Origin of the sequence: Pseudomonas sp. BIGb0176 (assembly GCF_024810175.1) — a bacterium.
In the GTDB taxonomy this organism is placed as follows: domain Bacteria; phylum Pseudomonadota; class Gammaproteobacteria; order Pseudomonadales; family Pseudomonadaceae; genus Aquipseudomonas; species Aquipseudomonas protegens.
In genome coordinates, this window is sequence record NZ_JANUEC010000001.1 from 2,076,091 (window position 1) to 2,095,256 (window position 19,166).

The window sequence follows — 19,166 nt, forward strand, 5'->3', positions numbered from 1 at the left end:
CCCGCGGCGGCGCTTTGCGGCTAGGCTAGTGCGCTCCTGCCCGCTTCAAGGAAGAACGCACATGCAAAAGACCTCCTTCGCGCTGCTCGTGGCAGCGCTCCAGCTCGCCAGTGCCAGCGCCCTGGCGGCCACGCCGCCGGTGGCCGACGCCATCTGGTTCAACGGCCCGATCATCACCATCGATGACCAGCACCCCAAGGCCCAGGCAGTGGCGGTGAAGGACGGCAAGATCCTCGCCGTGGGTGACCGGCAACAGGTACTCAAGAACAAGGGCCCGGCCACACAGATGCTCGACCTCAAGGGCGCGACCCTGCTACCGGGCTTCGTCGACCCCCACGGCCATGTGTCGATGGTGGGTTTCCAGGCTGCCAGCGCCAACCTGCTGCCGCCACCGGATGGAACCAACAACAGCATCCCCGGGCTCCAGGAAACCCTGCGCCGCTTTGAACAGCAGTCGCCGATCCCCAAGCAGTTCGGCGTGCTGTTCGGCTTTGGCTATGACGATTCCCAGTTGCAGGAACAGCGCCACCCCACCAAGGCCGATCTGGACACCGTGACCCGCGACCTGCCCATCGCCATCGTCCACCAGTCCTCGCACCTGGGGGTGCTCAACAGCAAGGCGCTGGAACTGGCGGGGATCGACGCGTCGACCCCCAACCCGGAAGGCGGGGTGATCCGCCGCGTCGACGGCAGCCAGGAACCCAACGGAGTGCTGGAGGAAAACGCCTTCTTCAACGCCCTGATCAAGATCTTCCCCAAGCTCACCGCCGACCAGGCGGTGGACATGCTCAGCGCCGGGCAGAAGCTGTATGTCAGCTATGGCTACACCACGATCCAGGACGGCCGCTCTTCCCCGGACCAGGTCAAGACCGCGATCAAGGCCGCGGGCGATGGAAAGTTGCTGGCGGACATCGTCTCCTACCCGGATATCCTCACCCCCGGCGTCAAGCAACTGATGGTCGCCCCCTGGTATCACCCGAGCAACCAGCCGGTGGTGTACAACCAGCACTTTCGCATCGGTGGGGTCAAGCTGACCCTGGACGGCTCGCCCCAGGGCAAGACGGCCTGGCTGAGCCAGCCCTACTTCAAGCCGCCCCAGGGCCAGGACGCCAGCTATGCCGGCTACGGCGTGGTCAAGGACGCCGACGCCCTGGCCATCTATAAAGAGGCCCTGGCCAACCGCTGGCAGATCCTTTCCCACACCAACGGCGACCGCGCCATCGACCAGTTGCTCGGTTCCATGCGTGCCGCGGAACAGGCCTACCCCGGGGTCGATGTGCGGCCGGTAATGATCCACGGCCAGACCCTGCGCAAGGACCAGGTGGCCGAACTCAAGCAACTGAAGATCTTCCCTTCCCTGTTCCCCATGCACACCTACTACTGGGGCGACTGGCATCGCCAGTCGGTGCTGGGGCCCGAACGCGCGGAAAACATCTCGCCGACCCAGTGGGTGCTCCAGGCCGGGATGAAATTCACCACCCACCACGATGCACCGGTGGCCCTGCCGGACTCCATGCGAGTGCTGGCAGCCACGGTCAACCGCACCACCCGCAGCGCCTACGTACTCGGCCCGGACCAGCGGGTGACGCCCTTGCAGGCGCTGAAGGCCATGACCCTGTGGTCGGCCTACCAGCATTTCGAAGAAGACCGCAAAGGCTCCATCACCCCGGGCAAGCTGGCGGATTTCGCGGTGCTCTCGGCCAACCCGCTGACCGTCAAACCCGAGACCCTGAGCGAGATCCAAGTGCTCAAGACCGTCAAGGAAGGCCGGGTGATCTATGAGCGTCCGGCAAAGGTGGCAAGCTTGCCGCCGCCGTTCGGGATGCATGGCGATCCGTCATTGCCGGTACCCCAGGGCATCAGGGCCGTGGCCCAGGGCGACGGCGACCTGGGCCCGGCCCTGGATGTGATCTACGACCGGCTGGCGCCTGTGCAGCCTTGAAACCTGCTATGGAAAACGCCGCGACGCCCATCCAGGCACCGCGGCGTTTTTTCTGCTCGCGCTAAGGCGACGGTGGCGAGAGAGCCTGCGTCCGCTAGAGCGCCATGAAGGCCTCGGGGCGGCTACGCCCCCCAGGGAGCAAGCTCCCTGGCCAGGGTTTGCCTTCACCCACACAGCCACATCAGATCTTGCTGCCCAGCGCAGTCGACAGCACCTGATCATGCCCGTAGATGTCCGGGGCATACAGCAGTTGCCCGTGGCTGTCGGCCTGCACCGTCCAGTAGCTGAGCAGGATCGGCACCGGCTTGGCCAGGCGGAACTCGTGGGTCAGGCCGGTGGCCAACAGCTCGTTGGTGCGCAACCGCTCCGCCGGGCTGAGCAGCCAGTCGCGCAGTTGCAGGGCCTGCTCGACCCGCACGCAGCCGGAGCTGAAGGCCCGCGGCCCCTTGCTGAACAGCGCCTGGCTCGGGGTGTCGTGCAGGTACACCGAGAACGGGTTGGGGAAGCGGATGGCGATGCGCCCCAAGGGGTTGCGCGGGCCGGCGCCCTGGCGCAGGAGGATGTTGCCGGGGCGGTCCCAGTCGATGTCCTCGGCCGCCAGGGGCTGGCCGTTGGCATCCAGCACCTGCAGGTTCTGGCGGTTGAGGAAACCCTGGTCGCGGCGGATTTCCGGCAGCTTGTCTTCCTTGAGGATGGTCGGCGGCACGGTCCAGGTGGGGTTCAGGGTCAGCCGGGTGACCTGGGATTTGAGCAAGGGCGTCTGGCGCTCCGCGCGGCCGACCTGGGTGCGGGTCTGCCAGACCACCGCGTCGTGCTGATAGAAGGTCAGCTGGGCGGCGGCGACGTTCACCAGCACCAGGTTCGGCTCGTAATCCTGGGCCAGCCAGCGCAGGCGTTCGAGGTTGATGCGCAGCTGTTCGCGGCGCTCGGCCGGGCTGATGTTCATCTCTTTCAGGGTACCCGCGCCGACCACTCCGTCGGCCTGCAGCGAATGGCCAAGCTGGAAGTTCTTCACCGCGCTGACCAGCTCGCCGCTGTAGGCGTTGTCCGGGTTGACCTCCGGGCTTTGCAGGTAGCCGCCGTGGTACAGGCGCAGGGCCAGGTCCGGCACCCGCTTGTCCTGCATGTCCGGGCGCAGCAACGGGCCGCCGGCCACGGCCTGCCACTGGGGCAAGGGTTGCTGGCGCTCATGGGCATAGGCCTGGCGCAGGTTGCGGTATTGCGCGAGGCTGGGGCGCGCCTGCTCGAAGGCCGTGGCGATGTGGGCGATGCCCGGCACGGCAATCGCCAGCAGCGCGCTCTGGCGATCGTCCGGCAGCGGCTGGGCCCGCCACATAGGCTCGAAGCGGCTTTGCGCCAGGCGACCGTAATGCAGGTCCTGCAGGGCTTGCAGGTACTGATGGGTGATATCGATATCGCTGCACAGGCCATCTCCCGCCGGGCTCGCCTGCGGCAGGCGGTAGTGGCCCGGGTCCAGCCCGTCGTCCACCAGTTGCGCCAACTGCGCCTGCAAGCTGGCCAGGCGGCCCGCCACGGACCACACCTGCTGTTCGCCCTGTTGCTGGTAGAAGCCCTGCAACAGCTGCTGGGCCGGGGTATTGAGCCGCGGCGCCAGGGCCGGGCAGGCCACGGCCAGTTGCGTCAGCGCCGTTTGCATCGGGCTCGCCGACAGCTGTGGCAGCTCATCGGCCAGCGCGACCAATGGCGCAGCGAGCAGGCACAGGGTCAAGTAACATGCGGGTTTTTTGAACAACTGCTTTACTCCAATCCGTGGGCGCCCAACGGGCGGCCAACCATTACGGCAGATGCGGAAAACAATCGGGCCTGGGCATTAAACATATAGACCAGACTGCCGGGGGAACGACAGGACGTCAGGAGCCAAAGTGACCATGGGGACGCTCTATACATGTTGAATTTCTCGTGCCGGTTCTGCCTGGTGGCCATTGCCCTGGGCGCCTTTTCCATTTCGTCCTTCGCCGCCAGCAAAGTCCAGCCCGTCGCCAGCCCCACGCTGTACGCCAGCCTCGCCCACGCCGCCCCGCAACTCAATCCCCAGGCCCTGAAAAGTGCCCTGAACGCCATGCAATGCGCGGTAGACAGCGGCGCCCGACAAGCCCGCCACCTGGCGGTGATCGACTACTCGCAGCCCTCCACCGAACGGCGCCTGTGGATCTTCGACCTGCGGACCAAAAAACTGGTGCTGCGCGACCTGGTGGCCCACGGGCAGAAATCCGGGGAAAACTTCGCTACCCAGTTCTCCAATCGCCTGGGCAGCTACCAATCCAGCCTGGGCCTGTTCCGCACCCAGGAAAGCTACGAAGGCAGCCATGGCTACTCGCTGCGCATGGACGGCCTGGAACCGGGCTTCAACGACCGGGCCCGGGACCGCGACATCGTGATCCATGCCGCCGACTACGTGAACCCCTTGTGGAGCCAGCGCCAGGGCCGCATCGGCCGTAGCCAGGGCTGCCCCGCGGTGCGCCCGCAAGTAGCGCGCCAGGTGATAGACAAGCTCAAGGATGGCCAGTTCATGTTCTCCTGGTACCCGGACCAGCGCTGGTTGAAAACCTCGCCCTACCTCAACTGCCAGCCACGCCAGGTGGCGAGCATCCTCAGCGCCAACGGCGGCTGAGCAAGCCGGCCGGATGCTCGGCGCCTGCCCTCTTCGCAGTTGCGCCGCACGCCGGCGGCGAGATACCGTTACCGACCTGGAACGCCACCTCGCCCGAGCTCCACGCCATGCCTTCGCCACATGCCCTGCTTCTGCAACAGCCCGGACCACGCCCGGCGTTCTACCGGATGGCCGAACACCTGTGGGGCGCTGGCTGCAATGTGGATTCCGATGGCGACAGCCGGACCACCGACGATGACCAGTGGACCGAGCTGACCCTGATACTGCGCAATTCCAGCCAGCAACGGCTGGACATCGAGCCACTGTCCCTGGCGCCCCTGGTCCTGCTGATCCGCGCTTCCCAGGCGGACCTGGGGCAAAAGGCCGCACAGTTTATCCAGTCGGTGGCAGGCGGCACACTCCAGGCCCCCATCAAGGACCGATAAGGATCACGCCCTGCCCCCCGCAGGCGCTGTCCTTCACGACAGGCAGTACTCCCATGACTCCACCCGAAATCGACTTTTTCCCCGACTTCATCGCCGACCCGCATCGGCTGTTCAACCACCTCAAGGACTCCGTGCTGTGGGACGAGCGCATGCGTGCGCGCAAGACCGCCAGTTTCGGCGCGCCCTACGACTACTCGCAGATCACCTACCCCGCCGTGCCGATGCCCGAAGCGCTGGAGCAGTTGTGCGGGCCCATCGAGCAACTGCTGGGCTTTCGCCCCAACAACTGCCTGCTCAACTGCTACCCCGACGGCCAATCCTCCATGGGCTTTCATTCCGACGCCAATGAACAGTTGGTGACAGGCACCGGGGTGGTGATCGTCTCCCTGGGCCACGCCCGGGCCATGGTCTTTCGCCACAAGGAAAGCGGCGCCACCTTCGACTACAGCCTGGCCAGCGGCTCGCTGCTGCACATGTCGGACGAACTGCAGAAACACTGGCTGCACGCGATCCCCAAGGCGCCGGACGCCGGCGAGCGCATCAGCCTGTCGTTTCGCCAGCTCAAGACCGGGTAGTGCTGGACTCGGTCAGGATCGGCCCTTGACTCAAGGGCCGGGCCATCGACAATGCCCGGCTGTATTCAGCGTTTGCCCCGAGGCCCCATGCAGTTGCTTCCCTGGTCGTACCCCTGTCCCGAAGGCTTCACCCTGCGCGGCCTGCGCTCCGCGCCTTCGGGCAAGCCGCTGCTGCACTTCCTGCACGGCAACGGTTTCTGCTCCATGGCCTATCAGCCGATGCTGGCGCTGCTGGCCGAGTCCTTCGACCTGTGGCTCAGTGACGTCCAGGGCCACGGCGATACCGACCATGGCGGCCCGTTCCTGGGCTGGAACCGCACCGCCGAACTGGCAGCCGAGGCCTTCGAAGCCGGGCTCGATGTCTATGGCGAGGTACCGCGCTATGCGTTGGGCCACAGTTTTGGCGGGGTGCTCACCTGCCTGATCGTCGCCGAACGCCCGCAACTGTTTCGCAAGGCGGTGATGCTGGACCCGGTGATCTTCACCCCCTCCATGATCGGTTCCCTGGGCGTGCTGTCGGCCCTGGGCCTGAACCGCCGCCACAGCCTCGCGCGCAAGGCCGCCGCCCGCCGCCGGCGCTGGCCGGACCGCGCCGCCGCCAAGGCCGCGCTGGCCAACCGGGGCATCTTCAAGGGCTGGAGCGACGCGGCCCTGGCCGCCTATGTCGAACACGGCCTGAAGGACGACGAACAAGGCGTGGCCCTCAAATGCGCCCCCGAGCGCGAAGTGGATATCTACAGCTCCTTTCCCCGCCGCCTGTGGCGCTCGCTGCGCCAGGTGAAGACCCCAAGCCTGGTGATCCATGGCCGCGACAGCTACCCCTACGTGGCTCGCTCGATCAAGCGCTGGGCGGCCATCAACCGGCACCTGAGCACTCAGGTGATCGATGGCCAGCACTGCTTCATGCAGGTCGACCCGGCCACCAGCGCCCGCTCCATCCAGGGCTTTCTCCAGACCGAAGGCCGGTGAAAGCCGCGGGCCAGGCGCCCGCGACAGATGTCACCGTGCTATCATTGGCGGGTTTTCCAGGCAGGCCGTGCAACCTGTCGATCCTGGAAAGCACTGGACAAAGGCGCCGATCAGATGCGCCTGCCGCCTGCCTTGTGTGCAAAAAGCCGACGGTGCCGTGGGGCCTGGCCCCACCGCGCACCGCACCGATGCAAACCGCGACTCGCCTCGCCGGTTGTACTTTTTGCCGCCACAAGGAACACAGTCATGCTCTTGAGAACGATGAACATTTCCCGCCGCGCAGGGTTCAGCTTCGCCCTGATCGCCCTGCTGGCCCTGGCCCTGGGAGGTTTCTCCCTGCTGGAAATGCAACGCATGAACCAGCAATCCCTTGAGGTCGACCAGAACTGGCAGCCATCCATCGTTGCCGCCAATGCCCTGGCCCTGACCAGCACCCAGATCCGAACCCTGACCCTGCGCATGCTGGTGGTGCGCGACAGCGGTGACGTGCAGGCCTTGCTGTCGCGCCTCAACGAACTGGAGCAACAGCAGGATCGGCAACAGCAGGCCTATGAAAAACTGATCAACGTCGACGACGAACGCGCCGCCTACGAGCGTTTTGTCGAAGCCGAGGCGCTGTACCTCAAGGACCAGCACCGGATCACCGACCTGATGCGCCAGGGCCAAAAGGAAGCGGCGATCGACATCGTCGACGGCGGCCCGTTCCTGGCCAATGCCGACGCCATGCTCAAGGAATTGCTGACCATCATCGACGTCAACACCCGGGGCGGTATCGCCGCGGCGGCGCAAAGCAACCAGGTGTTCAAAGGTGCGGTGGGCATGGTCCTGCTGATCATGCTGGTCGTGGTGGCCCTGACCGTGGTCCTGGCCCTGTTCCTGACCCGCAGCATCGTGCGCCCCCTGGGCCAGGCCGTGGAGGTAGCGGAAACCATCGCCCGCGGTGATCTCGGCCAGAGCATCGCAGTCAGCGGCAAGGACGAACCGGCGCGCCTGCTGCACGCCCTGCAGACCATGCAGGCCAGCCTGCGCGGCACCCTGCAGCGGATCGCCGATTCGTCCAACCAGCTGGCCTCCGCCGCCGAGGAACTGCACGCGGTCACCGAGCATTCCAGCCAGACCCTGCACCAGCAAAGCAATGAAGTGGAGCAGGCGGCCACCGCGGTCAATGAAATGACCGTCGCCGTGGAGGAAGTGGCGCGCAATGCGGTGAGCACCTCCGAAGCCTCCCAGGAAACCGACCGCACGGCCCATCACGGCCGCGAGCAGGTACAGCACACCGTCGACTCCATCGGCCAACTGGCCGAAGACGTGACCCAGACCTGCCAGCGGGTGGAAAACCTGGCGGTGGACGTGCGCAATATCGGCCAGGTGCTGGAAGTGATCCGCTCGATTGCCGAACAGACCAACCTGCTGGCGCTCAATGCCGCCATCGAGGCCGCGCGGGCCGGGGACGCCGGACGCGGCTTCGCCGTGGTCGCCGACGAAGTGCGGGCCCTGGCCCATCGCACCCAGCAGTCGACCCAGGAAATCGAAAGCATGATCAACACCATCGAGGAAGGCACCGAAGGTGCGGTCAGTGCCATGCGCAACAGCAACGAGCGCGCCCACCTGACCCTGGAAGCCGCCCGCGCTTCGGGGCTGGCCCTGGACCAGATCACCCAGGCCATCACCACCATCAACGAGCGCAACCTGGTGATCGCCAGCGCCAGCGAGGAACAGGCCCAGGTCGCCCGCGAGGTAGACCGCAACCTGATCAATATCCGCGACCTGTCGACCCAGACCTCGGCCGGGGCCAACCAGAGCAATGCCGCCAGCCAGGAGCTGTCACGCCTGGCGGTGGACCTCAATGCCCTGGTGACCCAGTTCAAGCTTTGACGCTTGCCGCTTCAGAAGGCGTAGCGGCCGATCACCTGCCGGACCCTGGCTAGCGCCACGCCCAGATCGGCCATGGCCACCGAGCCCAACGCCAGGCGAATGGCGTGGGGCACCGGGCCGGCGCCGACAAAGGGCTCGGCGGTGGACACCGAGACCTTCTCCCGCAGCAGCGCCATGGCCACCTGATCGGCCCGGACTTCCTCGGGCAAGGGCAGCCAGAGGAAGTAGGAGTTCGGATGGCTGACATAGGCCAGCCCGGCCAGGGCTTCCCGGGCCAGGGCCTGGCGGGCCTGGGCATCCTCGCGCTTCTGGTGCTCCAGGCGCGCCACCGTGCCGTCCTCGATCCAGGCACAGGCCATGGCGGTCATCACCCCCGGAGTGTTCCAGGTGCTGGTGCGGATCGCACGCTCGATCAGCGCCACCCAGGCCGGTGGCGCCACCACATAACCGACCCGCAGGCCGGTGGCCACATTCTTCGAGAACCCCGAGATGTAGACCGTGATCTCTGGTGCCAGGGCAGCCAGCGGCGCGGGAGGATCCAGGGCCAGGAAGGCGTAGGCGGCGTCTTCGATGATCAGCAGCCCGTGGGCCCGGGCAATCGCCACCAGGCGCTGGCGCCAGGCCAGATCCAGCACCCAGCCCATGGGGTTGTGCAGGGTCGGCATGGCGTATACCGCGCGCACCTGCCGCCGTTGGCACAAGCGCTCGAAGGCCTCCAGGTCCGGCCCCTGCTCGCTCAGGGGAATGGCCAGCAGTTCCAGCCCGTGGGCCTCGGCCACCACCTTGAACCCGGGGTAGGTCAAGGCATCCACCGCCACCACATCACCGGGCCTGAGCAACGCCATCAGGGTGGTCGACAGGCCGTGCTGGGCGCCGCTGACCAGCAGCACCTGCTCGCCCTCCACCACCAGCCCATGGCCTGCCAGGTAGCGCGCCACCGTGGCCCGCTCATGACTGCGCCCGGCGTGGGGCTGGTAGCGCAGCAAGGCTTCCAGGTCGCCGGTCGCCGCCAACTGGCGCAAGGCGCTACGCAGCAGTTCGGCCTGGCCGGGCAACGCCGGGTAGTTGAAGTTCAGGTCCAGGGTGCCCGGTGCCGTGGTGGGCTGGTCCACGCCCTGCCCTGGCGGCAAGGCGGTTTCCCGGACATAGGTCCCACGCCCGGTTTCACCGCTGACCAGGCCCATGGCTTCCAGCTCGGCATAGACCCGCGATGCAGTGACCAGGGCCAGCCCTTCCCGCGCCGCCAGCTCGCGATGGGTGGGCAGGCGGGTGCCGGGGGCAAGGATGCCGGTACGGATATCGGCGGCAAAGGTGTCCACCAGTTGTTTGTAGCGGGCACGGGCCATAGGCGCTGTATCCATGACAATTTTTTGATTGTGCTGATTTTCAATCCTAGGATGGGCTCGACACAAGCCCCGCCGCTGCGGCCCCCACTTCTTGAGCACTCCCCGAATGGAACGGACATCGACCCTGCAATCCCCAGCCCTGGAAAAAACCGCCAGTGGCTGGCTCAACGGCTTTATCGGCGTGCTGATCTTCAGCGGCTCACTGCCGGCCACCCGGGTCGCGGTGCTGGAGTTCGACCCGCTATTCCTCACCGTGGCCCGGGCCACCATCGCCGGGCTCCTGGCGTTGTGCATCCTGCTGCTGTTCAAGCAGCGCCGTCCGAGCCGCGCTCAGCTCCTGCCCCTGACCATCGTTGCCCTGGGCGTGGTGCTGGGCTTTCCGCTGCTCACGGCCCTGGCCCTGCAGTACGTGACCTCGGCCCATTCCATTGTGTTCCTTGGCCTGTTGCCCCTGGCCACCGCGGTGTTCGGCGTGCTGCGCGGCGGCGAGCGGCCGCGCCCTGTGTTCTGGCTGTTCTCGGTGCTCGGCAGCCTGTTGGTGGTGGGCTATGCCCTGTCCCAGGGCCTCACGGCTTCGCCCGAGGGTGACCTGCTCATGCTCCTGGCCGTGCTGGTATGCGGCCTGGGTTATGCCGAAGGCGCCAAGCTGTCGCGCACCCTGGGCGGCTGGCAGGTGATCTCCTGGGCCCTGGTGCTGTCGCTGCCACTGATGGCCGCACTGACCCTGTTCAGCATGCCCGCCTCCTTTAGTGGCATCAGCCTGCCGGCCTGGGTCAGCCTGGGCTACGTATCGCTGTTCAGCATGCTGATCGGTTTTGTCTTCTGGTACCGCGGGCTGGCCCAGGGCGGGATCGCCGCCGTCGGCCAGTTGCAGTTGCTGCAACCCTTTTTCGGCCTGGCCCTGGCCGCCGGCCTGCTCCACGAGCACGTCAGCCTGCGCATGCTCGGGGTCACCGTGGCGGTGATCCTCTGCGTGGTCGGGGCACGAAAGTGTTCCAAATAAGTACAAGGCAGTGGCAGCGCTTGCCGGGCTGCCACTGATTGCGCGGGGATATGAAGCAAGAGCCGCAAAGGGCTCGGGGGTCAGGTCGGAGAGATAGTCGCGAGCGCACCGAGCGCGATGGTCAAGGCTAAAAATCCAAACAAGAAAAACGCCATCTTAGTCATCAGGCCTCCTGAACAGTAGGTATGCGGTGCAGCGGGCCCGGTCTCCAGCCGTAAAGCCGGCCGGGCGCGCCATTTTCAAACCATGGCTGTTCTGATAACAGACGCAGATGCGCAAGAAAAATACGGATCAGATGCGCCGCGCCGGCCTCCGCTACCTGCTTGCTCGCCCTCGCACCACTTGCCCCCGATGCCATGCTGGAAGCAGAAAACCGGAGCACGCCGACGTGCTCCGGTGGCGGGGTTGACCGATCAGGCCAGTTCTTTACGCAACTGACGGGCCGCGGTGACCATGTGCACCAGGGCTGCTTCGGTTTCCGGCCAGCCGCGGGTCTTCAGGCCGCAGTCCGGGTTGACCCACAGGCGCTCGGCAGGAATGCGCTGGGCGGCCTTGCGCAGCAGGTTGGCCATTTCCGAGGCATCCGGCACCCGTGGCGAGTGGATGTCATAGACGCCCGGGCCGATCTCGTTCGGGTAGGCGAAGGCTTTGAAGGCGTCCAGCAGTTCCATGTCCGAACGCGAGGTCTCGATGGTGATGACGTCCGCATCCATGGCGGCGATGGACTCGATCACATCGTTGAATTCGCTGTAGCACATGTGGGTGTGGATCTGGGTTTCATCACGCACGCCAGAGGCGCACAGGCGGAACACTTCGGTGGCCCAGTCCAGGTAGTGCTGCCACTGCGCCCGGCGCAGCGGCAAGCCTTCACGGAACGCGGCTTCGTCGATCTGCACGATCCTGATGCCGGCGGCTTCCAGGTCCAGCACTTCGTCGCGGATCGCCAGGGCCAGTTGCCGGGCCTGTACTTCGCGGCTCACATCTTCGCGCGGAAAAGACCACATCAGCATGGTCACCGGGCCGGTGAGCATGCCCTTCATCACCTTGTCGGTCAGGCCCTGGGCGTAGCGGATCCATTCCACGGTCATGGATTTGGGGCGGCTCAGGTCACCGAAGATCACCGCCGGCTTGACGCACCGGGAACCGTAACTCTGCACCCAGCCGAAACGAGTGAACACATAGCCGTCCAACTGCTCGGCGAAATACTCGACCATGTCGTTGCGCTCGGCCTCGCCGTGCACCAGCACGTCCAGGCCCAGGCGTTCCTGCACCAGCACCGCGTGGCGGATTTCGCTGTGCATGGCTTCGGTGTATTCGGCCACGCTCAGCTTGCCCTGCTTGAACGACTGGCGCGCCAGGCGGATCGAGGCGGTCTGCGGAAACGAACCGATGGTGGTGGTGGGGAACAGCGGCAGGTCGAGGCCGGCGCGCTGCTTGGCGATGCGCTGGGTGAAGGCTGAGCGCCGCTGGCTGTCCTTGGTGGTGATGGCCTCCACCCGAGCCTGTACCGCCGGTTTGTGGATGCGCGGCGAGGCCGCGCGGCTGGCCTGTACGGCGCGGCTCTGCGCCAGTGCCTTGAGCACCGCCTGGGCCTGCGGCTGGTTCACCGCCTGGGCCAGTACCGCCACTTCCTGGCATTTCTGCACGGCGAAGGCCAGCCAGCTCTTGAGCTCGGCGTCCAGCTGGTCTTCACGGCCCAGGTCCACTGGGCTGTGCAACAGCGAGCAGGAAGGCGCCACCCACAGGCGCTCACCCAGGCGCTCATGGGCGTGCTGCAGGGTGGCCAGGGCTTTTTCCAGGTCGCAGCGCCAGACGTTACGCCCATTGACCAGGCCCAGTGACAGCACCTTGTAGGCCGGCAGGCGATCGAGGATGGTCGGGTACTGCTCGGGAGCACGCACCAGGTCGATGTGCAGGCCATCCACCGGCAGGTTCGCGGCCAGGCCGAGATTCTCTTCCAGGCCACCGAAATAGGTCGCCAGGAGTTTTTTCAGCGGCTCGCGCTGGATCTGGTTGTAGGCACGTTCGAACGCGTTTTTCCAATCCTGGGGCAAGTCCAGCACCAGGATCGGCTCGTCGATCTGCACCCACTCCACACCCTGGGCCGCCAGGCGCTGGAAGATCTGACCGTACAGCGGCAGCAGGCGGTCCAACAGCTCCAGCTTGTCGAACTCGGCGCCCTTGGCCTTGCCCAGCCACAGGTAGGTCAGCGGGCCGATCAGCAGCGGCTTGACGGCGTGCCCCAGGGCCCGGGCCTCCTCGACCTCTTCGAAGAGCTGCTCCCAGCCCAGCTGGAATTGCTGGTCGGCGCCGAATTCAGGCACCAGGTAGTGGTAGTTGGTGTCGAACCACTTGGTCATTTCCTGGGCGTGGGCACCGCCGCAGCAGCCGTCGCTGACGCCACGCGCCATGCCGAACAGGGTCTGCAGGGTGGCTGGGCCATTCTGCGGACGGAAACGCTGGGGGATCACGCCGAACATCAGGGAATGGGTCAGAACCTGGTCGTACCAGGCGAAATCGCCCACGGGCAGCAGGTCGATACCGGCGTTTTTCTGCAGCTCCCAGTGAGTCTTGCGCAGATCACGGCCCACGGCGCGCAGGCCGGCTTCGTCGAGTTCGCCCTTCCAGAACGCCTCTTGCGCTTTCTTCAGTTCACGGTCGCGGCCAATGCGCGGAAATCCTAGAGAATGGGCCAAAGCCATGACATGCAACTCCCCTGTGTTTGATGGGAGCCATTGTCGGCACTCGGCACTTAGTGAGACAAACTCATTTTAATCGCGATGATCACAAGTTCCATTCATGATCAAACAGGCAGATCAGACACTGCCGCAGGAGGCCGCGCGCCCTTCAGGCTCCTGCCCGGGGCGGCCCGGGCCAGCTACAGGCCTGCGACCCGGTGCAGATCTGCGCCCCCTCAGCGGCGAGCCAACTTATACCTCAGGCAATCCTCGTTAAAGCTTTTGCGCAGTGCCTCGGGCTTGATCCGCGAGGGGCTGTCGTAGGTCTGCTCGGTGATGCCCAGGGCCATCATGCGCATCCAGCCCTTGCTGAACTTGTAGGTCTGGATCTTCTGCCGCGCCGCATACAGCGACACCCCGGACAACTTCAATTCCTGGGCCCTGGCGGCAGTGCCCGCCCCCCAGCTGCAGACATACCGGTCATTGGCCGCCAGCTCCCGGGCCTGGGCCGCAGAAGCCCCGCCCAACAGGGCAAACGAAGTCAGCGTAATCAACACATGGCGCATTTTGCGGTCACCTAACCACCTGAAAATAAAGTGATTTTGGCGACACTTCAGACTGCCCGGGGCCAGTACTTTGCCTTCTCGATCAAGGCAATGTGCCTGCCAATGCTGGCCACTCGCGCGGCACAGGCGCACCCGCCGCTGACGCCAGTCGATCAACTGCAACACGCTGAAGCCGGTTTTTTCCGCACCCCGGGAGGGCCCACCGTGGGCCGACTCGATAACCGACGCTAGCCACTGCTGCACGCCCCGGTCCACCTCCGACGCCCGCCCGCGACTCCAGAACCGCATCGCCACGGCTGCATCGCGCACGGAGGCCGAAACGCCAGTATTCCTACGAGGAATGCACGGATAAAAAACCTGCATTTTATTTATCGACCAGGATCTCCTAGCGTGGGCGCTCCCCCCTTGGAGAGACCGCCGTGACCGCTTCCCGCCCGCGCCTGTACGTCGATGCCCAGTTCACCAGCCCCTATGCCCTGTCCGTGTTCGTGGTGCTGCGGGAAAAGGGTATCGACTTCGACCTGCTGCCCCTGGACCTGGACGCCGCGCAGAACCGCGAGCCGGCCTACACCCGCCTGTCCCTGACCCAGCGCGTGCCGACCCTGGTGCTGGACGATTTTGCCCTGTCCGAATCCTCGGCCATCGCTGAATACCTGGAACAGCTATTCCCGCACAACCCGGTCTATCCCCAGGACCTGCGCCAGCGTGCCAAGGCCCGCCAGGTCCAGGCCTGGCTGCGCAGCGACCTGCTGCCGATCCGCCAGGAGCGCACGACCCTGGTGGTGTTCTACGGCTGCAAGGGCGAACCGCTGTCGCCCCAGGCCCAAGCGGCGGCTAACACCCTGGTGGAGGCCGCGCAGGAGCTATTGGCGGATGGCCGCGACTACCTGTGCGGCCAGTGGTCGATCGCCGATGTCGACCTGGCGCTGATGCTCAACCGGCTGATCCTCAACGGTGACCCGGTGCCGGCGAACCTGGTGGACTATGCCCGGCGCCAGTGGCAACGGCCGGCAGTGCAGGAATGGGTGCAGTTGCCGCGGCCGGCGCTGTAGGACCTGGAACGCCGGGTGATGCGGCCATCGGCGTTGACCTGACGCTGGCCGGGGAGTCTGCGGCCAGCGCGGCTAGGCTTCTTGCGGTTGGCGCAGGTAGGCGAACATGTGCTGGGCATAATCGGCCTTGCCCAGGGGCACACCGTTGTGCCGCAGGATGTTGTAGGCCGTGACCAGATGGAAATAGAACTGCGGCGTCGCCCAGTTGCGCGCGAACTCCTCGCCGTTCATGTCGAAGGCAATACCGTTGTGCAGCTCGATGGCGATGGCCCTCTGGCCACTGCTGTCGATCAGCTCGCGGTCCGCCGCCGCCAGGAACGCCAGGGTGTCTTCGATCAGTGCCCTGGCCTCGGCCATACCGGCCGGCGCCTGCAATGCAGTCACAGGCAGCCCGCTCAGGCGCTGTACCGCTTCCCGGGCCTGGGTGCAGGCAAAACGCACCTGGGCCGCCAGGTCATACATGTCCGGTGCCAGCCGCGACTGCAGCAGCACCTGGGGTTCGAACCCCCGCTCCCGGGCCTGCTCTTCGCCCTTGGCGAGAAAGCCCTCCAGGGCGCGCAGCATCTGGGCAAAACAGGGAACGGTGATTGCGTAGATCGACATGGGTGTTCCTCGATGAGATCAAGACACAGGGGCCGGGTGCTGCCCGTCGCCCCGCCATAAAAGCCGATGGATCCTAGCAGATGTCCCCCCTCTCTCAAGCCGCGAACAATGCCAGAAAAGTACCCCTGGGCCGATGCGGCTGGTATGGTGCGCCCCTTGAGAAATACACCGCCTGACAGTGAGGAAAATGACCTTGAGCAGTGAAGCAAAAATGACCGGGGACCTGTTCGAAGTCGACAAGCGCCTGGCCCTCAAGCCCATCGTCGATTTCAACAGTTACCTGCGCGCGGCCTTCGCCGATGGCCCCTGCTCCTGTGGTCGCTGCGTCGCCAGCCAGGGTGACGAGAGCGGCTACGACTACCAGCACACCTTCAACTTCGCCGGCCGGGTGGCCAACCGGCGCTTCGCCTCCACCGCCGGCAGCGATGTGCTGCAGGCCCTGAAGAAAGCCTGGCTGTCCTTCACCAAGGCCGAGCTGCCGGCGAGCGGCGATCTGGACCTGGCAACGGTCAAGGAATTCGTCGACCCCCAACTGCACAAATTGCTGGTACCGCTGTTCGTTGCCAGCGGCCTGACCCGCGAAGTGGATGGCCAGTTGCAACTGCAGGCGCAAGTGGCGGCTTGAACAGCCGTACCGCCTAAAGCCAGCGCCGCACACGCTGGCGATACGCCGCAAAATCAGCCCCGAACAACTGCCCGAGCGCCCGTTCTTCGGGGTAGATCTGAAAGCGGTTCATGTACAGGACGAACCCCAGCACGCCGAGCAGCACCAGGGGCGAGGCCAGGTACAGCCCCCAGGCCAGCAGCCACAGGGCAAAGCCGACATACATCGGGTTGCGTGTGTACTGGTAGATCCCCGAGGTGACCAGGGCCGAGGCGCTGGCAGGTTTCAGCGGGTTGACCGTGGTCTTGGCCCGGCGAAAGGCAAGCCCTCCGGCCAGGACAAACAGCAGCCCGGCCATCACCAGCGGCAGCGCCAGCAACAGGCGTGTGCCCAAGCCCGGATCCAGGCCCGGCAAGCTGCGCGCAAGCAGCCCCATCAACACGGCGAACAGGGCCGCGACAAGGGGGGGTGGAATGCGGTTTTCCAAGGCCTGCATGGTGCCTCTCTCCTCTGCCCGGGTTCAGGCCCGGGGCGTTACAGGTTGTCCGTCACCCGGCACAGCTTGCTGTCTTTCAACGGGGCCGCGGCATATTCCTTCGAGCCAAGCGGCGCCTGCTTGAGCATCACCGCGCACTTGTACATCCCCGAGGCTTCCAGCTGGTAGTCCATGCCTGCCTTGGGCACGAAGCTGAACAGGTTGTAGCACTGGTTGCCCAGGTAGTGGAACGCCATGGGCTGCCCGGCCGGCACCAGCACTTCGGTCCGGGTACCGGGCACTGCGGGAGTCTGCGGCGCCGCCATGCCCAGGCTTTCACCGTTACGGTTGGCGTAGCCGTCCCGGGCAGCCACCACGACCCCGGCACCGGGCAGGCGGAAATCCACGCAGTCGGACCTGGGCACACCGCGCACCATGCCGTCGCTGATCACCCGCAGGCGCACGGTTTCGCCACCCGGCGGCGTGGAATAGGGCGTGGAAAAGGACCGCACATCGGTCAGGGCGCCGCAGCCGGCCAGCGCCAGCAACAGGCCGGCGAGACCCGGCAGGCGCACGCGCCCTATGCAGGTGTTGAGGGGGTGAGGCGATTGACTCACTATGTCGCTCCTTGCGGGTCGGGTTCCTGGGCAGCTGCTGCGATCAGCAGCCGGCGTTTTATAAAGGGTTCACCCACTCGCGGCAATGCTGGCCCTGAAACTTCGGAAACCCTGACCATGCAAAACCAGCATCAAGGCAGTTGCCTGTGCGGCGCGGTGACTTACCAAGTGTGCGGCGCGCTGAAAGCCGTCACCCACTGCCATTGCCACAAGTGCCAGAAGGGCCACGGCGCGGCCTTTGCTTCCTACGCCAGTACGCCGCGTGCGAATCTGGAAATCCGCGACCAGAGATCGGCGCTCAAGGTGTACGAATCCTCCCCTGGCGTGCTGCGCCAGTTCTGCTGCCACTGCGGCTCTTCGTTGTTCTGGCAGGACACCCAGGGCGAATATCGCCAGTGGATTTCCATCGCCATTGCCACCCTGGACACGCCCTTCGCAGCCCCCAGGCAACAGCATTACTGCGTAGCCATGAAGGCCGACTGGTATGCAATCACCGATCAGTTCGACCAAGTGCAATAAGCCACGCCGCACCCAGAGGAATGCCCCTGTCATGACCCGGCACTTCAGCTACGTCTGGCTCCTGCCGTTGCTTGAACGCCCCTACGAATCGGTCGCGGCCGACCTGCCTGGCGCCCTCGCCGGGCTCAGGATAGAGCCCCCGCCGGGTGAACTGCTGTGCCTGCGCCAGTTGCTGCTGAGCGCCCTGGGGTCCGGCTCCGAACACTGGGAGCACTGTGCTGTGGCATGGCTGGAAGCCGGCTTCCCGCTGGATCGCGAGCCGTGCGAAAGCCTGCTGCACCAGGTCTCGCAAAAAATGTTCAGCCAGCCCATCCGCCATCGGCTGACCAGCCTCGGCAAACGCTGGCTGCGCCAGGACGACCAGGCCCGTACCCACGACTCAAACCCACGCCACTAGCGCGCCGCGACGTCCTTGGGTTTGTAGAAGCTGAAGCTGCCGATCTCGGTGGTCTTGATATAGGCCCGGGACCAGTCCGGCGAAACACTGCGGTCGTGAAAGAACAGAGCGCCGCCGGTACGGTCCTTGAGCTGCTGGTTCAGCGCCTTGCGGGCAATTTCCTTGGCGATGGTATAGCGGCCCTCTTCTTCCACCTGGTCGGGCCGACCATCGCACCACCAGGAGAACTGGCAGGGGCTTTTTTCCGAACCCTGCTTGACCACTTCGCACACCGTCCCGGGAAAACCCTCATGGCCCAGGCGGTTCAGAACCACATTGGCCACGGCCTCCATATCGGCGCTTTCACCGCCCTTGGCTTCCCAGTAGATGGTCCGCGACAGGCACGTGATGGCGTCGTCCACCGGGGCCTGGCCGGCCGGGTCCACGGCCTGCACTTCGTTCTTGGTGATGGGTGCGGCCTGGGGCTCGACCTTCGGGCTTTCCTTGTCCGCGGCTTTCTGCTCCAGCGCCTGGGCCTTGTCCTGGGCAGCGGCCTGGACCGCCGGCTGCGGGTCAGCGGCCCAGAGCTGGGCTGCGGGCAACAACAAGGCAAAACACAGGGTCCTGACAATCCAGCGCATGATCGATCCTTCCCGAAAAACCTTTACCCCCTGCCAGCGCCGCCCCTGAACGTACCTGGCGGCAGAGCGGCGCAACCGGTTGCAGCGTGGCCGGCACGATGGCGCGTCGAGGGGGAGCGAACGGGTCACCGGGGGCCATGTTGAATCGACCATGGGCCGCGCGAATCATTCCCTGGTGCCGCAAGCCCTGCACAAAGCCCAGGACAAGGCTTCCGTGGAAATTCGCTGGTAATGATAAGAATTCTCATTAGAATGCCCAGCCATTCAC

Annotated in this window: 19 protein-coding genes and 1 pseudogene; 12 read left to right on the forward strand and 8 right to left on the reverse strand. The window is 65.5% G+C overall.

What is annotated here, in order from left to right:
• The first annotated feature begins 61 nt into the window (after positions 1 to 61).
• Positions 62 to 1,942, forward strand: a complete 1,881-nt coding sequence (locus M2395_RS08925; RefSeq protein WP_123430990.1) for an amidohydrolase — start codon at positions 62 to 64, stop codon at positions 1,940 to 1,942.
• A gap of 181 nt (positions 1,943 to 2,123) precedes the next feature.
• Here the strand turns inward: M2395_RS08925 and M2395_RS08930 are convergent, their stop codons facing one another.
• The gene (locus M2395_RS08930) at positions 2,124 to 3,695 is read right to left on the reverse strand and encodes a murein L,D-transpeptidase (protein WP_123430991.1); all 1,572 of its coding nucleotides are present in this window, start codon (positions 3,693 to 3,695) and stop codon (positions 2,124 to 2,126) included.
• A 153-nt stretch (positions 3,696 to 3,848) separates the two neighbouring features.
• Between M2395_RS08930 and M2395_RS08935 the strand changes: the two genes are divergently transcribed.
• The 6 genes and pseudogenes from M2395_RS08935 (at position 3,849) to M2395_RS31770 (ending at position 8,418) form a co-directional block, all read left to right on the forward strand.
• Positions 3,849 to 4,574, forward strand: coding sequence for a murein L,D-transpeptidase catalytic domain family protein (locus tag M2395_RS08935; RefSeq protein WP_123430992.1), 726 nt, complete (start codon positions 3,849 to 3,851; stop codon positions 4,572 to 4,574).
• A gap of 107 nt (positions 4,575 to 4,681) precedes the next feature.
• The gene (locus M2395_RS08940; protein WP_123430993.1) at positions 4,682 to 4,999 is read left to right on the forward strand and encodes a hypothetical protein; all 318 of its coding nucleotides are present in this window, start codon (positions 4,682 to 4,684) and stop codon (positions 4,997 to 4,999) included.
• A gap of 53 nt (positions 5,000 to 5,052) precedes the next feature.
• Entirely contained in the window at positions 5,053 to 5,574 is a 522-nt protein-coding gene (locus M2395_RS08945) for an alpha-ketoglutarate-dependent dioxygenase AlkB (protein ID WP_015635171.1), read from the forward strand.
• 87 nt (positions 5,575 to 5,661) lie between these two features.
• Positions 5,662 to 6,543, forward strand: a complete 882-nt coding sequence (locus M2395_RS08950) for an alpha/beta fold hydrolase (RefSeq protein WP_015635170.1) — start codon at positions 5,662 to 5,664, stop codon at positions 6,541 to 6,543.
• Positions 6,544 to 6,804: 261 nt separating this feature from the next.
• A pseudogene (locus M2395_RS31765) lies at positions 6,805 to 7,560 on the forward strand (MCP four helix bundle domain-containing protein); the annotation flags it as partial.
• Entirely contained in the window at positions 7,555 to 8,418 is an 864-nt protein-coding gene (locus M2395_RS31770) for a methyl-accepting chemotaxis protein (RefSeq protein ID WP_370059491.1), read from the forward strand. The pseudogene M2395_RS31765 and the gene M2395_RS31770, both read left to right, overlap by 6 nt.
• Positions 8,419 to 8,429: 11 nt before the next feature.
• Here the strand turns inward: M2395_RS31770 and M2395_RS08960 are convergent, their stop codons facing one another.
• Complete coding sequence (locus tag M2395_RS08960; RefSeq protein ID WP_123430995.1) at positions 8,430 to 9,764, reverse strand: PLP-dependent aminotransferase family protein; 1,335 nt, start codon at positions 9,762 to 9,764, stop codon at positions 8,430 to 8,432.
• A 106-nt stretch (positions 9,765 to 9,870) separates the two neighbouring features.
• Between M2395_RS08960 and M2395_RS08965 the strand changes: the two genes are divergently transcribed.
• Positions 9,871 to 10,767 (forward strand): DMT family transporter, encoded by an 897-nt coding sequence (locus tag M2395_RS08965; RefSeq protein WP_123430996.1) that lies wholly within the window; start codon positions 9,871 to 9,873, stop codon positions 10,765 to 10,767.
• 413 nt (positions 10,768 to 11,180) lie between these two features.
• On the opposite strand, the gene metE is transcribed toward M2395_RS08965, so the two are convergent.
• A complete protein-coding gene (gene metE, locus M2395_RS08970) occupies positions 11,181 to 13,469 on the reverse strand; it encodes a 5-methyltetrahydropteroyltriglutamate--homocysteine S-methyltransferase (RefSeq protein ID WP_123430997.1) in 2,289 nt (762 codons plus the stop codon).
• 212 nt (positions 13,470 to 13,681) lie between these two features.
• Positions 13,682 to 14,011: a hypothetical protein gene (locus tag M2395_RS08975; RefSeq protein ID WP_015635164.1), complete on the reverse strand. Its 330-nt coding sequence runs from the start codon at positions 14,009 to 14,011 to the stop codon at positions 13,682 to 13,684.
• A gap of 419 nt (positions 14,012 to 14,430) precedes the next feature.
• On the opposite strand from M2395_RS08975, the gene yfcF reads away from it, so the two are divergent.
• Complete coding sequence (gene yfcF / locus M2395_RS08980) at positions 14,431 to 15,063, forward strand: glutathione transferase (protein ID WP_041117443.1); 633 nt, start codon at positions 14,431 to 14,433, stop codon at positions 15,061 to 15,063.
• 72 nt (positions 15,064 to 15,135) lie between these two features.
• On the opposite strand, the gene M2395_RS08985 is transcribed toward yfcF, so the two are convergent.
• Entirely contained in the window at positions 15,136 to 15,666 is a 531-nt protein-coding gene (locus M2395_RS08985) for a DUF1993 family protein (RefSeq protein ID WP_123430998.1), read from the reverse strand.
• A gap of 187 nt (positions 15,667 to 15,853) precedes the next feature.
• Here M2395_RS08985 and M2395_RS08990 point away from each other — a divergent pair, with 187 nt between their 5' ends.
• Positions 15,854 to 16,291, forward strand: a complete 438-nt coding sequence (locus tag M2395_RS08990) for a hypothetical protein (protein ID WP_019094994.1) — start codon at positions 15,854 to 15,856, stop codon at positions 16,289 to 16,291.
• 13 nt (positions 16,292 to 16,304) lie between these two features.
• Here the strand turns inward: M2395_RS08990 and M2395_RS08995 are convergent, their stop codons facing one another.
• Both M2395_RS08995 and M2395_RS09000 read right to left on the reverse strand, forming a co-directional pair.
• On the reverse strand, positions 16,305 to 16,766 hold the full coding sequence (locus M2395_RS08995) for an isoprenylcysteine carboxylmethyltransferase family protein (protein WP_123430999.1): 462 nt from the start codon (positions 16,764 to 16,766) through the stop codon (positions 16,305 to 16,307).
• Positions 16,767 to 16,804: 38 nt separating this feature from the next.
• On the reverse strand, positions 16,805 to 17,362 hold the full coding sequence (locus tag M2395_RS09000; protein WP_019094995.1) for a hypothetical protein: 558 nt from the start codon (positions 17,360 to 17,362) through the stop codon (positions 16,805 to 16,807).
• A gap of 117 nt (positions 17,363 to 17,479) precedes the next feature.
• Here M2395_RS09000 and M2395_RS09005 point away from each other — a divergent pair, with 117 nt between their 5' ends.
• Entirely contained in the window at positions 17,480 to 17,881 is a 402-nt protein-coding gene (locus tag M2395_RS09005; RefSeq protein WP_011060695.1) for a GFA family protein, read from the forward strand.
• Positions 17,882 to 17,912: 31 nt separating this feature from the next.
• Positions 17,913 to 18,278, forward strand: a complete 366-nt coding sequence (locus M2395_RS09010) for a hypothetical protein (protein ID WP_123431000.1) — start codon at positions 17,913 to 17,915, stop codon at positions 18,276 to 18,278.
• On the opposite strand, the gene M2395_RS09015 is transcribed toward M2395_RS09010, so the two are convergent.
• Positions 18,275 to 18,898, reverse strand: a complete 624-nt coding sequence (locus tag M2395_RS09015; RefSeq protein WP_011060694.1) for a cell wall hydrolase — start codon at positions 18,896 to 18,898, stop codon at positions 18,275 to 18,277. The two genes, M2395_RS09010 and M2395_RS09015, sit on opposite strands and share 4 nt — an antisense overlap.
• Positions 18,899 to 19,166 lie beyond the last annotated feature (268 nt).

Excerpts from the sequence above, each read along its gene's own strand:
- M2395_RS08925 (WP_123430990.1), top strand. The coding sequence starts at position 62 with ATGCAAAAGACCTCCTTCGCGCTGCTCGTGGCAGCGCTCCAGCTCGCC.
- M2395_RS08935 (WP_123430992.1), top strand. The coding sequence starts at position 3,849 with ATGTTGAATTTCTCGTGCCGGTTCTGCCTGGTGGCCATTGCCCTGGGC.
- M2395_RS08940 (WP_123430993.1), top strand. The coding sequence starts at position 4,682 with ATGCCTTCGCCACATGCCCTGCTTCTGCAACAGCCCGGACCACGCCCG.
- M2395_RS08945 (WP_015635171.1), top strand. The coding sequence starts at position 5,053 with ATGACTCCACCCGAAATCGACTTTTTCCCCGACTTCATCGCCGACCCG.
- M2395_RS08950 (WP_015635170.1), top strand. The coding sequence starts at position 5,662 with ATGCAGTTGCTTCCCTGGTCGTACCCCTGTCCCGAAGGCTTCACCCTG.
- M2395_RS31770 (WP_370059491.1), top strand. The coding sequence starts at position 7,555 with ATGCAGGCCAGCCTGCGCGGCACCCTGCAGCGGATCGCCGATTCGTCC.
- M2395_RS08960 (WP_123430995.1), bottom strand. The coding sequence starts at position 9,764 with ATGGCCCGTGCCCGCTACAAACAACTGGTGGACACCTTTGCCGCCGAT.
- M2395_RS08965 (WP_123430996.1), top strand. The coding sequence starts at position 9,871 with ATGGAACGGACATCGACCCTGCAATCCCCAGCCCTGGAAAAAACCGCC.
- metE (WP_123430997.1), bottom strand. The coding sequence starts at position 13,469 with ATGGCTTTGGCCCATTCTCTAGGATTTCCGCGCATTGGCCGCGACCGT.
- M2395_RS08975 (WP_015635164.1), bottom strand. The coding sequence starts at position 14,011 with ATGCGCCATGTGTTGATTACGCTGACTTCGTTTGCCCTGTTGGGCGGG.
- M2395_RS08985 (WP_123430998.1), bottom strand. The coding sequence starts at position 15,666 with ATGTCGATCTACGCAATCACCGTTCCCTGTTTTGCCCAGATGCTGCGC.
- M2395_RS08990 (WP_019094994.1), top strand. The coding sequence starts at position 15,854 with ATGACCTTGAGCAGTGAAGCAAAAATGACCGGGGACCTGTTCGAAGTC.
- M2395_RS08995 (WP_123430999.1), bottom strand. The coding sequence starts at position 16,766 with ATGCAGGCCTTGGAAAACCGCATTCCACCCCCCCTTGTCGCGGCCCTG.
- M2395_RS09005 (WP_011060695.1), top strand. The coding sequence starts at position 17,480 with ATGCAAAACCAGCATCAAGGCAGTTGCCTGTGCGGCGCGGTGACTTAC.
- M2395_RS09010 (WP_123431000.1), top strand. The coding sequence starts at position 17,913 with ATGACCCGGCACTTCAGCTACGTCTGGCTCCTGCCGTTGCTTGAACGC.
- M2395_RS09015 (WP_011060694.1), bottom strand. The coding sequence starts at position 18,898 with ATGCGCTGGATTGTCAGGACCCTGTGTTTTGCCTTGTTGTTGCCCGCA.